This window comes from Pantoea sp. EA-12 (assembly GCF_030053355.1).
In the GTDB taxonomy this organism is placed as follows: Bacteria; Pseudomonadota; Gammaproteobacteria; order Enterobacterales; family Enterobacteriaceae; genus Pantoea; species Pantoea vagans_C.
Window position 1 is genome coordinate 108685 of record NZ_JASGBY010000010.1, and the last position, 15220, is coordinate 123904.

Genomic DNA, 15220 nt, shown 5'->3' on the forward strand with positions numbered 1-15220 from the left:
GATGGTTAGGTTGAAACCGATTTTATTGTTGGCGCTACTACCGGGAGCCGTGCTGGCTGCCCCGGTGTTTACACTGCAATCGTCAGATTTTAATGACAGTGCGGTGCTAAATAAGACCTTCGCGGGCAACAACAAAAACAATCCATCCTGCACCGGCGACAATGTGTCTCCGGCATTGAGTTGGTCAAATGTGCCGACGGGAACCCGCAGTTTTGCTCTGATGCTCACGGACCCGGTAGGCGGTAAAGGGTTGGGGGTGACGCACATGGTAGCCTATAACATTGCGGCCGATCGCAGTCAGTTTGCGCAAGGTGAATTGAGCAAAGGAGTGGGTTATACCGGAGGTAAAAACTCACCCGGCACCACAAGCTATTATGGACCTTGCCCACCGGAAGGGAGCGGTATGCATAACTACAACTTTGTGCTGGTTGCGACCGATTTGCCCGTCAATCAGTTACCGGCTGGCCTGACGCATGATGAGCTGATAGCGAAATTGAAGGGGCATGCATTAGGTGGAGCAACGCTGGTTGGCAAGTTTACCAACGATAAGTAATGCAGAACGGCCGCCACATTGGGCGGCCGTGACAATGTCACTCAAACGGGTAGATTGAACGTACTAATTTCCCACGACGGTCCCAGCGACTCGCCGCCAGCCACAGCAGTGCTGTTACAAACCAACCGATAATCCACGACACATCATTGCCAGCAAAAATCCAGGTTAACGAACCATGGTGCAAGGGGTTGTCGATAAAAGGCAATTGCACCAGCACGCCCAGGAAGTAAATCGCGATACCCGTCCAGTTCCAGCGGCCGTAACGGCCATTGGGCTGTGACAACGCGGGGACATCGACCTTGCCTTTGGTGATGAGATAGAAATCGGTCAGGCTAATCGCGCTCCATGGCACGAAGAAAGCGAGCAGGAACAACAGGAAATGCGTGAAGGATTTCAGGAACGCCGGTTCACTGATCAGCGCGATGATGCAAGCCACCGTCACCATCAGCACCACAAACAGTATGCGGCTCCCCCGGCTGAGCGAGGTTTGCTGGCGGAAGCCAGAAACAATGGTGGTGAGTGACATGAAACTTCCGTAAGCGTTAAGCGTGGTAAAGGTGATTTTGCCAAAGCAAATGGCGAAATAAATTACCATCGCCATGGTGGCCGTACTCCCCAAGCCGACAATGTAGCCCACTTCGTTACCTGAAAACGCCTTCCCGGCAATCGCGGCAACAATCACGCCCAAACTCATGGACGCCTGAGTACCCAATACGGTGCCCAAGAACACGGAGCTAAACAGCTTCCTGGCTGAGACATCGGCCGGAAGGTAGCGCGAATAGTCAGAGACATAAGGGCAGAAGGCGATTTGCCAGGAGGATGACAGCGAAACGGCCAGCAGGAAATTGGCGAGGGTGAAGTGCTGATTCTGCCACACCGCTGACAAATCATGCGAAGAAAGCAGGGTGATAAACAGGTAGGCAAAAGCCAGCACCCCAATCACACTGGCCACTTTCCCCAGCTTGTGAATTACGCGATAACCCAGCACCGCAATCACGACGATAATGGCGCTAAACAGGATCATGCCAGCCGCATTGCTGACGTTGATCAGCTTCGCTAATGCTTGCCCAGCTAACACGGTTCCGCTAGCGGAAAAGCCCACATACATAATGCACACCAGGACCAACGGAATCACTGCGCCAAACACGCCAAACTGCATGCGGCTGGTGATCATTTGCGGTAAACCGAGGCGTGGGCCTTGAACGGCGTGCAATGACATGATGGCTGCACCAACGATCTGCCCAACCAGCAAACCTATTAGCGACCACACCACATCGCCGCCCAGCACCACGGCCAGCGCACCGGTGACGATGGCGGTGATTTGTAAGTTACCACCAAACCAGAGTGTGAACTGGCTGAAAGGGTGGCCATGACGTTCGTGCAACGGGATGTAATCGATCGAACGGGTTTCTGTCAGGCGTTGTTTGTCAGTGCCTGTGTAATCTGCTGCAGGTGATTCGGTTGACATGGTTTCCTCGCTGAAACAATGAACACGACAGGGGCTTTATTGTTAGTGTGGTGTGAATGCAATTGAAGATACATGTATATACATGTACCGATATTGTCATGCGAGATGTGAAGTTACAAGGCGAGGGGTCATTGGAAAATGTGATGACGCTGGCAAGGTTGTTAATCGAATGGCCTTGCGTTATTTACGTCCTTCAGTCCATGGGTTAAATCCTGGCGCTTCCGCATTGTTGTCTGCGGGCTGATCCAGTGAATCGAGATACAGCGCTTCAACTTCCGCGCGAGCCCACGGCGTACGGCGCAAAAATTTCAGACTGGATTTGACGCTGGGGTCGTTTTTAAAACAGTTAATATTAATTAGCTTGCCGAGTTCATCCCAACCATAGCGGGCCACGAGTGCATTCACGATCATTTCCAGCGTCACGCCGTGCAGCGGATCTTTAGAAGGGTGTGCGGTCATGATGAATCCTTGTTTACAGGCGAGAGATTGGCGGGCAAGGTTACAAGAAAGCCGAGCGTGCAGCAATGATGTAAACTGAAGTCGGGCCATTTATACAGGAAGAGACGCGATGAGCGATAAGAAAATGATTTCAATCGATCAGTTTAATGAGGCTGAGCGAGGAGAAGTGGATGAGATTTTCAAAGGGCTGATGCAAAAACATCGCCTGCGCAGCGGTAAAGAGCCTGACGCGAAGAAAGAAAAAGAGTACACCGCAGAGGCGCGCCAACAGGTTATGACCCTCAAACTGGCCAAAGAGAAAGCGAAAGCAGACAAAGCAAAGAAAACGCCCACTCGCCGTAAAAAACCGGAAGCACAATCGGCGAGTGAAGTTAATGATTTCAACTGGTCAGCCTCGGTGATTAAGGGCCGCCGTTAGCTCAGTAACCCGGCGCCGACATTCACGGATAATCCAAGAATGGCCAGATTGAAGATAAACGAGATCACGGATTGAAGCAGCGCCAGTTTGCGCATCTCAGTGGTGCCCGTTGCCACATCGGCGGTTTGTGAGGCGACCGCAATGGTGAAGGAGAAGTAGAGAAAATCCCAGTAATTAGGGTCATCAGGCTTTTCAGGGAAGATTATTGGGGTGACGCTGTCACTTTTTCTTAGGTAATGTTGATGGGCGTAATGCATGGCGAAAGAGCTGGGTAGCAACGCCCATGAAACAATCAGCGTCATTGCTGTCAGCACCAGATGCATAACTCGGGGCGTGCCATGCAGGCTTTTCAGCGTGGGCAACTCACTCATAATGGCCACAATACTGACCATACAAGCCAAGATCACCATGCCCAGTACCAGCGTCGCACTTTGGTCCTGCATCCTGGCAATACGTTTGATTTCCCCCGAGTCAGTGCGCAACATCCGAAACCAAAGAAACCATAAATAGAGCCAGGCTAGCACATTCCAGCCAATCAGTAGTCGCTGCATTTCGCCCAATTGTGCAGGGAGTAACAAATAGCAGATGATCCCGGCCGCAACCGAGATCAGCAGTCGCAGGCGCGCGAAAAGATGAGGCATAAGAGAAAAGGGCATGGAGGGCATAATTTCCCAGAGATTGAGTATCTTAACTGTAGACGATTGTTGGCTTAGCCAGGTTAACGCGGGCTCGATTCTGGTGGCGAACATGACGTGACGGCGAAATCTGACAAAACGAGTGATAAATAAATAGGCCTCATTTGAGACGCGTCTACGTGAATTCTGTAGATAAACGTGAGACTTAACCCGCAAGGATTGGCGTAGCGACGCTGTTTTTATAGACTTTTAGAGAAGGTAGCTGTGCAGTTTGATGAAGTGGAAACCATTCTGAAAGATAAGACAGATTTCCATAAGCGGTTGAATCTCATAAAGGAAATAAAGACATGCTCTGATACACGCAGCATTGAGGCATTACAATATCTGGCGAAAAATGATTATGTCTTTCAAGTGAGATTAGCAGCCTGGAAGGCGCTAACGGAAAGAGGGATCAATTGCGTTAAACCTGTTGAACGCCCACGATATGCCATCGTGTTGGAAACGACCATCGAACGAATACGGCGTTACGGGAAGTGGTTGACGGATATTACGGAGGGGTTCAGATGATGACGAGTGGTGTCAGAAAGAAGAGAGGACAGCTGAAGGTCGGAAGTCAGTGATGGCAGGGAATGTCGTGAGCCCATGATTAGTGCGTACCAGATATCTTATTTAACATAATCATGATTATGCGCACTTAAATTATAGAGGCAAAGCTGACCTGGCCGTTCTGGAGATGCGGATGTTTGCCTGGACTGGTTATGTTGTTATCCCCAGATGCGGCGCGTTTGCCACCTTTTCTGGGAGATCTCTGCTGATGCTGGTGACCATGTCGAACAAAGAGCTGAACCGCCTTTCACTTTCATTCTGGTGTTGATATATTTGCTTCGCAGCCCTGGCACTCGTCCTCTCCCGACGACCATATCGGTGATGACATCAGGTTCATTCGCGTCCTTAGCAACGGGAACCCAATTTCAGATGAAAACGCCTCCGGGCGAAATGGCAACCCTGGCCGCTTTAGGCTACCTATTGAAGCAGACATTTCACACGATCCCCCCATCAGCAACACCTCTCGCGATAAAGACGTGCCACTGATGGGAAAATATTTAATTACTTCTTTCCGCTATTGGCTTCCCGTGCTTTCAGCCGGCAGGCTTCCACCACCCAGGCTGAAAAGTTTTGGCTGTTCTCCAGCTTCATACTCTCTTCAATCTGATCAATCAGCAGATGAGGAAAACGAATATGTTTTCGTCGGGTTTTGGCATTGGTCATTTTATCCATGATTTATCCCTTGTCAGTTGTCTCACAAAATTTATTGTTGTATTGACGAAAATGGCTCGGGTCTCCCCCGAGCAAACATTCAATCTTACAAACTTCAGATCCCTGCCCTTGTTATTGAATATCAAGCAGTAACCGACTGTCGGCGAGCGACAGCGGCTGAATCTGATGGGTCACCAACAGCGTGGTTTTACCCTTAATCAACTCTTTTAAACTGTTCAGGACTAATTCGGTATTTACCGCGTCCAGCCCTTCGGTCGGTTCATCCAGCAGGACAATCGGTGCATCTGAAAGATACGCGCGGGCAATTCCCATTCTGCGAGTCTGACCGCCAGATAGACGGACACCTAATTCCCCTGCCATGGCGTCCAGTCCCTGCGGGAATCGACGGATTTCATCAGCTAAAGCGGCGCGAGTCAGTGCATCCCACAACGCATCATCATCCGCATCAGGCGAAACCAGTCGCAGGTTGTCACGGATAGAGGCATTGAACAGATAGGTCTTCTGGCTGACGACGGAGATCATCTGACGCAATGTCTCTTCAGAGAGCGACCTGACTGGATGCCCACCTATCAACACCTCACCGTCTGTGGTGTCCCAGAATCCTTGCACCAGATTCAGAATCGTAGTTTTGCCAGCGCCGCTCGGGCCAAGAACGGCCAGACAGTGGCCAACGGGCACCGTGAAACTTAGTTGATCCAATACCGTTGGTGACTCAGGCGCATAGCGCATGGTCACCGATGCAAAGGTCAACTCGCTGCTTTCTGGCAACGAGCTGGTTTCCGGTAATGCGATCGCGGGTGTCAGTTCCGTCATCGAGAACAAACGGCGCGCTGCTTCACGTGTCGTGCCCAGTGCCGCGAAGGCCGCAGGCAATCCGGCCACCGCTTCAGTGCTGGCGAGCACCGTGAACAGCAACATGACGATCTCACTGGGAGTCAGACCGCCCGCCTGTCCGGGAGCGAATAACAGCACGAAGGCAATGAATAACCCAAGTTGTCCCATCAATGCGCAGATCGCCCCGCCGCTGGCACTGACCCACGCTTGTTGACGCTGTGCGCCAATTAATTGCTGAGAAAGTTGACGCAAATGGCCGGTTTGATGACTGACAGCCCCGACAACCTGCAACTCTCCCAGACCACGCATCAAATCGGTTGAAGCCGCCTGCACTGCCGAACGGCCCAGTGCAATCTGGTTGCCACTGCTTTTGGTTAACGAAGCGACGATATAAGGCACAATCACCCCGGCGAGGCTCAACACCACGCCATCAATCAGGGCTACGGTGGGTGAAAACCAGTACAGCCCCGCCAGAATAATGATGGCAGAGATGAACCCAGAGATAGCCGGCGTTAAGATGCGCAGATAGAAATTATCGAGACTATCGATATCTGAGCGGAAACGCGTAAGAACATCCCCTTCACGAAAATCCTGTAATCGTGCTGGTGCCAGCGGAGCCACTTGTTGATAGAACCAGACGCGCAACACGGATAACAGCCGCAGTGTGGCATCATGCGTGACCAGTCTTTCCAGATATCGCGCGAAGGTGCGTAATACGGCAAGACCACGGATCGCCGCTGCTGGAGTAAAGAACTCCAGCGCCAGTGAGCCTATGCCAGCAAGCGCCATAGAAGCAATGAACCAACCAGACAAAGCGAGCAGCGCAACGTTGGAAATAATTACAATGACTGAGAGCAAAACGCCCATCGCCATGCGAAAACGCCATGGCCGCGCAAGGCGCAAGAGATGCCAGAGATCATTCATGAGAGCGCTCCTTTTTGCAGCCGCTCAAGCTCAGCGAATACGCCAGCCTGGTCGAGCAATGCTTGCGGCGTACCCGATTCGACCATTCGACCACGCTCCAGAACAATTACCCGGTCAGCCGTCGACGCGATTTCGGTATCGTGGGTAATAATCAAGCTTGCCGTCTCGGGTAATTTGTCACGCAATGCCGCAATCATCTGTTGTGCCGTATGACGATCCAGAGCCACCGTTGGTTCATCAAGGATCACAATCGGAGGCGAGTTCAACACGGTGCGGGCCATCGCAATACGCTGAATCTGACCACCGGATAGCCCTTGCCCGCCATCTCCTACGGTGTAGTCGTAACGTCCGGGAAGTGTCTGAATAAAACTGTCAACCTGTGCCAGTTGCGCTGCGGATTCGATGGCATCACGGCTGATATTGGAACGCGATAACAGGATATTTTCCGTCATCGTGCCGGCGAACAGCGTTGGCCGCTGTGGCAGCCACCCCAGGTGCTGCTGCCATGCGGCAAGATCAAGCGATGAAAGATCGCAGCCATCGATAACGATGCGTCCTGAAGCTGGCGTGATAAAGCCCAGCAGTAAACGCGATAACGTGGTTTTACCTGCCCCGCTGCTCCCGACAATCGCCAGCGTTTCGCCACGTCGCAAAGTGAAGGAGATATCCGTGACGCCGCCACCCTCTGTATACTGATAGCTCACACCCTCAAGGCTGATTTCACGCGGTTGCGTGGAGAGCAATGTCTTGCCCTGTGCGGACGATGGCAGTTCAGCATTCAGGATCGCGAGGAACCCTTCTGTCGCACCAATGGCATCCATGCGCGCATGATAGTGCGTGCCCAGATCGCGCAGTGGACGGAAGAATTCCGGCGCCAGCAACAATGCAAACAATCCGGGCAAGAAGCCCATCTCACCGTAAAACAGACGGAAGCCAACATACACGGCAACCATGGCGGTACTGATGGTGGCGAAAAACTCCAGCACCAGAGAAGAGAGAAAGGCCAGACGCAGCACTTTCATGGTGGTTTGACGATAGCTGTCAGAAATAGCCGCAATAATATTTGCCTGGCGGCGTGCGGCATTGGTCTGGCGCAGCGTAGTCAAACCGGCGATCACGTCAAAGAAGTGGGCGCTCATCAGGCTGAGTTTATGCCACTGCTTGAGGCTCATCTTCTCCGCGCCCTTACCCACCACAATCATAAACAGCGGGACCAGCGGTGCAGTGATCAGCATGATCAGACCGGAAACCCAGTCGAAGGGAAATAGCGCGACCAGAATGGCAAGCGGCACGATGCCGATGATGATCTTTTGAGGCAGAAATCCGGAGAAATAGGCTTCAATGGCTTCAACGCCTTCACCCAGTGAACTGGCAATGCTACCGGTGCGTTGATTTTGACTCCAGGCGGGACCCAAAGTGGCGATGCGGTCGAGTAACATGCCGCGTAAGCCTTGGCGGATACGAGCAGAAGCTTCAAACGCAAAGCCCTGGCGTAAGACATCGACGCCAGCCCGCAGCAACATCACCACAGGCAGCAACCACAGATAAGGCATGAATCCGGAGAATGCTGTGCCGTGCATCACCGCCTGATTAATCAACCAGGCCAGAAGCCAGCATTGAGCGATCATCAGTACCGCATTGATCGCCGCCATACTGATGGATAATGAAAATAAACCGCCCGCCTGGCGGCGGAGGCTCGAAAGCCACCGCTCAGCCAGGCGGGCTGCTTTTCCACTAGGGGGAAGACTAGCAGACATAATGCGATTAATGCCCCTCGTGACCGACCAGTTTCGAGATACGGCCTCGGAATACCCAGATTTGGTACCAGTTATACATCAGCATGACCGGGACAAATCCACCCATGGTCATGGTGAAGGTGATCATCGAAACCTGAGGACTTGCACCATCCCAGATAGTCCATGTGCCCGGTACAATATAGGGGAACATGGTGATCAGCATGCCGAAACCGAGAATCACAGCGGCAGCATTGAACCACAGCACGGCAGCGAAATCTTTGTCTTTCAGGGTGTCACGACGCACCTGCTCAATGCAGTAGAGCGCAAGCAGACCAAACAGACCCCAGATCCAGAAGTGTGGACCAAACCACTTAGCACGCGCCCAGTCGAACAGCACCGCACTCCACACCCAGGTAATCACAACTGCAGCAATCGCCAGCCAGAAAATTACCGCCGTCCAACGTGCGGCATCCTGACGGATAGGTTCATTTTTTTCAAAACGAGCACGGACAAACAGAACACCCGCTAAGGTCATGGCGACACAGGAAGCCACACCCGTCCAGATGGAGAAAGCAGAGACAAAGCTGAACGCACCGCCGATATAGTGAGGTACGCCTTGGGTTGGGTGGTCCAGACCAAAACCTTGCAAGATGGCACCGACACTCATGCCACCAAAGAAGGTCACCGCCAGACTGGCAACACCGAAAATGCCATCTGAAAATTTCTGCCAGAAAGGTGACGCAAGGTGGCGGAACTCCAGCGCGACTGCGCGGGACATTATGCCCCATAACACCAGCGCCATCGGCACCATCAAATAGCTAAACGCGGAGCCGTACACAAACGGGAAAGTACCGAACATGATACCCCCGGCGACGATCAGCCACGTCTCGTTGGCATCCCAGGTCCCAGCCATCGCTGCCATGATCGCGCCACGTTCATCATGGTCACGCACGAACAGCGAGAAGATCCCTGCGCCCAAATCGGCGCCATCCAGAGCGATATATAAAAGAACGCTGATACCAAATGCCAACCACCATGCGATGATCAGGAAATGCTGTGAAGAATTAATGTCCATGAGTGTCTCTGCTCCCCTTAAACCGGACGGATGTATTCAGGATGATCGGCGTGACCACTGGCTGGCATCTCAAGGTGCCCCAGATGTTCATGCCCTTCGCCCGGTATTTTGCTGGTCAAGTCCGGTCCGTTACGCACCACCTTCGCCAGGAACCAGATGGTTCCCGCCACGACGGCCGTTTCGAAGATGGCGAAGCCCACCAGCCAGAAGATAGCCAGACCTAAGGTCATCGCACTCATACCATCTTCAGTACGCATCAGGCCGTAAACGATCCACGGTTGACGCCCAATTTCACGCGTCCACCAGCCGCCAATCACGGCCAGGTAAGGCAGAACTACCATGACGACAGCCAGTAACAGGAACAGCTTATTGCGTGGCGCCAGTTCAACCGTCATACGACGACGTGCCATTAACCACAGACCCCAAACCGCAACGGCCAGAATCGCAGCAGCTGCACCCGACATCACACGGAAGGCGTAGAACGGTAAAACAACTGGCGGTTGTTCATCTTTCGCAAAGCTGTTCAAACCTTTCACCGGACCATTCCAGGTTTTGGTTTCAATCAGGCTCAGACCGTGCGGGATATCAAGAGACCATGCCAGACCGGTGCCTTCTTTGTTTGGCCAGCCAAGGATGTGCCAGGCGCTGTTGACGTTACCGTTAGCATCGTAAGTGTCGTAATGACCTTCCATCGCGGCCAGCGCAGCAGGCTTGTGCTCAAGGGTATCTTCACCCAAGACGTCACCCATATAAATCTGTGCCGCAGCGACCACCGCCAGTGCCACCAGCGCGTATTTCAGCGGTCTCAGGAACAGTTCAACATGGCGCTGCTTCAATACGAACCAGGCACAAGTTGCCACCACAAAACAAAGCGACAGCTCAAAACTGGCCAACAGCATGTGCGGGAAAGCACTGCGCGCATTCGGGTTAAACAATGCTCCCAACCAGTCCGTGACAATGAAGATGCCATTGTGCAGCTCAACGCCCGTTGGGGTTTGCATCCACGAGTTGGCGACCAGAATCCACATGGCAGAAAGCGTTGAAGAGAGCGCAACGTTGAATGTGGCGAAAAGGTGCATGCCACGGCTGATTTTGCCCCAGCCAAAAATCATCAGACCGATGAATCCGGCTTCATACATAAAGGCCGTAATGGTCTCATAGCCTAAAACCTGGCCGAAGAAGGGACCGGCAGCCTGGGAGAAACGGCCATACAGAATACCAAAGGCCATCTCCATGGTGACGCCGGTGGCGACACCCGCACCGAAGTTAACGATGAACAGCTTTTCAAAAAAGCGACACAGTCGATACCACTTCTCATCCTGCTTACGAACCCACATCAACTCAGAAAAGAACAGCAGTGCTGCCAGGCCGATGGTTAGCGGAGGAAAAATGATGTGAATAGATGAAATTAGCGCGAAGTCTATGCGCGTGATCAGCGATGTAAGATCGTTACTTAACATGACTATCTTCTTATATATGAGTGACCGTGTTAGTTAACGGCAACGCAGCGCCGTTTCTCTTGTCATACAAGTGAGATGAGCCAGGCTCAGGCATAACAAGTAGAAAAGGTGTCACACTGTCGTCTTCCACTTATCTACGATCCGCAACCGACAGTATATTTTCCAGACAGGCGTTGGCTGAAAAATATAATATCCACTGCGGTGCTTACCCCTGAATGAGCACAAATAAACAATCAACAATGTGAACTGATTGTTGGCAGGTGAAACTCACGGAAATAAGCGATGGAGCATGCTCGAGATAAGAAAACTTCTGTAAATTATTCTATATTCTCACTTACACAAAGGCACCCCAATTACAGGGGTAACTTGTAACAAAAAGCTAATGGGTGTTTTTTGGTCGGGATTTGATTGCAGTTAAATCAATGTGTTGCGAAGAGTCACACACAAGCGGATTTGGATTTTTTTATTTAGTTTCAATAACATAAAATTTCATTGATATGAAACAAGTTTAGACGACTTAGATAAGTGCATGGCTAATAACAACTATAGTCATTATGCAGCATTGTTTATCTGAGTGACAAATTATTGAGACACCCACTCAACATTAATGACACAGGTAATTAACAATGGATCGTTTGATATTTTTCTATAACAGCGGATGTTAATTAATTTAACAGACAAGGAACAATTATTACCTTGTGAAGGTTTAATAATTGCATTAACAATTTTATAAACTCACTCCATTTAATACACCACCCGGCAACACAATATAAACAATGTGCGCACACTTGCTCTTTAACTCCTCGTTCCTGCTACATTCTTCGATATCACATTCAGCATTGGCTCTTCTTTATCGCCTCATCAAATTTCTCAAGGTTGGCCGCTAATTCTTCCAGTCGCGTTTGCAGAATCCCCTCCTCCTCATTTTCACTGACCAGCTCCTCCAAAAACACGATCTCATCAAGGATCTTGTTGACTTTCAGAACCTGGAAAGTGCCAGAGATGCGATGCAGATGGCGCGCCAGCCCCTCACAATCGCCGGCAGCAAGCCGCTGCTGGGATTGCATCAGGTCCAGACGGGCCTCAACCACCGCCTGTGAGAGAAACGCCGCGCGGCTAACGCTATCGTCCGGTAAAAACGCATCCATAACGTTAGGGTCCATCCAGTCCTTCAATTGCATGTCATGTTCGTCTGGCCAAAGTTTTACTAACTCCTGCTCCAAGCGACCGAGTTCCAATGGGCGGAACAGGCAGATGTCCATACCCGCATCCAGGCAGCGTTGTCGCTCGCTCTCCTGTGCATTGGCCGTCATTCCGATGATTTTCACCGCAGAGTGTTGGCTGGCACGTACACGGCGGGTCAGCGTCAGTCCATCCATTACCGGCATGTTGCAGTCAGTGATGATTAAATCAAAGGCACCTTGCTGCCAACATTGCCATCCCTGTAATCCGTCTTCAGCTTCCACGACCTGATGCCCCAGTAGAGCGAGCTGTTTACCCAACAGCAGCCGGTTGGCTGGATGGTCATCAACAATGAGAACCTGTAGGCGTTTATTGAGATGCGTTTCCTCCAATATCGATGCTTCGCTGACAGCAGCCACCGGTCTGTAATCCACATTCAGCTCGACGCCTATCTGGGTACCGGCACCCGGCATGCTTTCCAGCGTCAGTTGCCCCGCCATCATCTTTATCAGTTCAGAAGTAATGGAAAGGCCTAGTCCTGTGCCCGCAGCATCATCGGCTCCTGCCTGTTCGAAAGGCTGGAAAACACGTTTTTGACTGGATGGGTCTATCCCTACGCCTGTGTCCTGCACGCTAATGGAGAGCCGGGCATGCCCCTCGTTATCAGGTACCAGAGAAACAACGACATCTATGCGTCCTTGATGGGTAAACTTCACCGCATTACTGACAAAATTGGCCACCACCTGTCGCAACCGCAACGGGTCGATATACAGTTCACTTGGTACGGGTTGCTCAAGATGCAGGTTCAGCGTGAGTGTTTTCTGGCGGGCCAGGCCATCAAAAACGCGAATGACCGGCTTTACAACCGCCTCAATGGTCGACCACTCCGGATTCAACACCAGTTTGCCTGACTCAATTTTCGACATATCCAGGATGTCGCCTATCAATCCCATCAACGAATGCGCGGAATCATAGGCCGTGCGTAACATCCGCGGGTCGCTGCTTTCCGGCTGATGCACCGACAGCTCCAGCAGACCAATAATCGCGCTAAGCGGCGTGCGGATCTCATGGCTCATGGTGGCGAGAAACTGGCTCTTACTGCGGTTGGCAAGATCTGCCGTCTCTCTGGCTTTGGATAAATTATCGAGTAACAGCAGATAGTCAGTGACATCCTGCCAGCCGCAGATCCATCCCGTTGGGCTTTCAAGTGACTCACTGTAAGGCGTTAACCAGTGCGTGATGCGTCGCTCACCGCGTTTGCTGTCCAGTACAAACTCCTGCTCTTGTACTGTCTCTGTCCAGGGTTGGTTATCGGCGATGCGGTTAATAATACTCTGATAAATTTCGCCTAATGGATTGCGACGATCATAAAGAGGCAGCGTAAGCAGAGTCTGCTGTGCATCGCCAAAAAAGTCATGAAACGCCTGATTGTAATGAATAATGATGCCGTCACGGTTGATCACGTACACCGGGCGAGGCGGTCCGTTGATGAGACGGTCGCGAAAACTCAGCTCTGCTTGCAAACGTTGTTCGTCAAGCTGTTTGTGTTTCACACGGCGGCGCATGATCAGCCCCCACAGGAAAAACGTGGCAACTAACAGCAGTGCGGCGATAGCGACAAGATAGAACTGGGTGCGATACACCGACCAGGTGCGGAACTGTGCTTCAGGTGTGCCTTGCCAGCGAGCGATGATCTCGCTGTACATTTTTGGCGGAATCGCATCCAGGGCTTTATTGATGATACCGTAAAGTTCTGGCTCACTGCGCTTAACGCCGAGTGAAACTTCTGCCTGTGGCATCGGCAGCAATTCGGCCACCCGAAGCTGACCGACGTAATAGCGGGCAATAACGTAATCAGCGCTAATCAGTGTATTGACGGCACCATCCGCTTTCCCTTCCGCCACCATCTGCATGGCCACCGCCGAGTTACTGACCGGGATAACCTGAACGTCAGGGTGATGTACTTTCAACCATGCCGCAGCAGCATGTCCCGCCGGCAACGCCACTCGCATTTTCGCATACCAGGGTTCAGCATGATTCATCTCTGACATCACTAACACGTTTGGCGAGAACATAAACGGGTTAGTCAATAGCAGTTGTCGGGCACGCTCCGGACTGGCAAGAATCGACCCGACCATACTGATATCGGGTTCCGCCAGACGCTCAGGGATATTTGTGACATCATCTTCAGAAACGGGAATAAACTGCAGCCCGGTTTTCAGATGGATGAGCTTAAGGACGTCGGCGGTGATGCCGTAGAAATTGTGCTGATTATCAAACAGCATAAAAGGCGCGTTAAACTGGGTGACAATAATTTTCACACTGTGATGCTGAGCCAACCAGTCATTTTCTTCATTCGTTAACGGTAGCGCACTGGTGAGGAACTGGTTCATCGCCCCCTGGTCCCAGCGGCGCAGCAGCAGTTCACGCGTCGTGGGTGACATCTGCCGCATCACTTCATTGATGATCTGGCGTAATACGCCCTGATCGTTACGCAGCGCCAGGTACCAGCTGCTGGCCGGTAAATCGAGTGTATTTTCAATCGTCAGACTGTTGGCAAAATGGTGCTCAATCAGATAATTGCTGGTAATCATGTCACCCACGGCCAGATGACTTTTACCATTGGCCACGGAGGCCAATGCCGCCAGCGTATCGGGATAGGCCACCGTTTGTGCAAGGCGGAAATGCTGACGAAGCCGCGTTGAAGTGACAAAATTTTTCGGTACGGCAATCACTGGCGGAGTGACATCCGGTTGAAAAGCGCGAATAGAGGATTTCACTACAACGGGGTGGCTGACAAACAGCGGTTCGGTAAAGGTCAGTTGCGGTCCACTCTCTGGCTGTGCCGCACCGCGATCCAGCATGGCATCAATGTCCCCTCGCTGAACGGCCCTGAGTGCAGCATCATGGTCGTTATACCAGATGAATTGCACTGTGAGGCCGAGTGAATGAGTCATAAACTGACTTAACTCTGGAAGCAGCCCACGAATGACGCCGTCTTTATGCACCATCAGCATCGGTGGCTTTTCCATTGCCCAAATGCCAATTCTCAACTCACGTTTCATTCCCAACCAGCGCCAGGAGGCGTCGGGTAAATCGAGACTGACTGGCTCCAGTTGTTGATTAGGGCGAAATATAAGTGCCTGCCCTTCAGTGAGAACGGCAGACACAGAAAATGAAAATATCAGAGACAGGATG

General features: G+C 51.8%; 12 protein-coding genes. 3 read left to right on the top strand and 9 right to left on the bottom strand.

Translation table 11 applies throughout. The annotated features are described in order from the left end of the window. Position 1: 1 nt before the first annotated feature. Complete coding sequence (locus QMZ30_RS16145; RefSeq protein WP_283228224.1) at positions 2-553, top strand: YbhB/YbcL family Raf kinase inhibitor-like protein; 552 nt, start codon at positions 2-4, stop codon at positions 551-553. A gap of 37 nt (positions 554-590) precedes the next feature. On the opposite strand, the gene QMZ30_RS16150 is transcribed toward QMZ30_RS16145, so the two are convergent. Beyond that, complete coding sequence (locus QMZ30_RS16150; protein ID WP_283228155.1) at positions 591-2021, bottom strand: purine-cytosine permease family protein; 1431 nt, start codon at positions 2019-2021, stop codon at positions 591-593. A 180-nt stretch (positions 2022-2201) separates the two neighbouring features. Further along, positions 2202-2480 (bottom strand): VF530 family protein, encoded by a 279-nt coding sequence (locus QMZ30_RS16155; protein WP_058972738.1) that lies wholly within the window; start codon positions 2478-2480, stop codon positions 2202-2204. A 109-nt stretch (positions 2481-2589) separates the two neighbouring features. On the opposite strand from QMZ30_RS16155, the gene QMZ30_RS16160 reads away from it, so the two are divergent. Next, positions 2590-2898 carry a hypothetical protein gene (locus QMZ30_RS16160; RefSeq protein ID WP_058972737.1) on the top strand — a complete coding sequence of 103 codons (309 nt, stop codon included), beginning with the start codon at positions 2590-2592 and terminating at the stop codon, positions 2896-2898. Here QMZ30_RS16160 and QMZ30_RS16165 read toward each other — a convergent pair. Continuing rightward, on the bottom strand, positions 2895-3554 hold the full coding sequence (locus QMZ30_RS16165; RefSeq protein WP_283228225.1) for a DUF1345 domain-containing protein: 660 nt from the start codon (positions 3552-3554) through the stop codon (positions 2895-2897). The two genes, QMZ30_RS16160 and QMZ30_RS16165, sit on opposite strands and share 4 nt — an antisense overlap. Positions 3555-3797: 243 nt before the next feature. Here QMZ30_RS16165 and QMZ30_RS16170 point away from each other — a divergent pair, with 243 nt between their 5' ends. Next, a complete protein-coding gene (locus QMZ30_RS16170) occupies positions 3798-4100 on the top strand; it encodes a hypothetical protein (RefSeq protein WP_283228156.1) in 303 nt (100 codons plus the stop codon). Positions 4101-4640: 540 nt separating this feature from the next. Here the strand turns inward: QMZ30_RS16170 and QMZ30_RS16175 are convergent. From QMZ30_RS16175 to QMZ30_RS16200, 6 genes are all read right to left on the bottom strand, one after another. Beyond that, positions 4641-4811, bottom strand: coding sequence for a YlcI/YnfO family protein (locus tag QMZ30_RS16175; RefSeq protein WP_071885740.1), 171 nt, complete (start codon positions 4809-4811; stop codon positions 4641-4643). Positions 4812-4922: 111 nt separating this feature from the next. Beyond that, positions 4923-6569, bottom strand: coding sequence for a thiol reductant ABC exporter subunit CydC (gene cydC, locus QMZ30_RS16180; RefSeq protein WP_283228157.1), 1647 nt, complete (start codon positions 6567-6569; stop codon positions 4923-4925). Further along, positions 6566-8326: a thiol reductant ABC exporter subunit CydD gene (gene cydD / locus QMZ30_RS16185; RefSeq protein ID WP_283228158.1), complete on the bottom strand. Its 1761-nt coding sequence runs from the start codon at positions 8324-8326 to the stop codon at positions 6566-6568. The genes cydC and cydD overlap by 4 nt, the downstream gene beginning before the upstream one ends. 7 nt (positions 8327-8333) lie before the next feature. Further along, on the bottom strand, positions 8334-9380 hold the full coding sequence (locus tag QMZ30_RS16190) for a cytochrome d ubiquinol oxidase subunit II (RefSeq protein ID WP_283228159.1): 1047 nt from the start codon (positions 9378-9380) through the stop codon (positions 8334-8336). 17 nt (positions 9381-9397) lie between these two features. Next, on the bottom strand, positions 9398-10840 hold the full coding sequence (locus tag QMZ30_RS16195) for a cytochrome ubiquinol oxidase subunit I (RefSeq protein ID WP_039328663.1): 1443 nt from the start codon (positions 10838-10840) through the stop codon (positions 9398-9400). An 833-nt stretch (positions 10841-11673) separates the two neighbouring features. Beyond that, complete coding sequence (locus QMZ30_RS16200; protein WP_283228160.1) at positions 11674-15087, bottom strand: response regulator; 3414 nt, start codon at positions 15085-15087, stop codon at positions 11674-11676. Between the last annotated feature and the right edge of the window lie 133 nt (positions 15088-15220).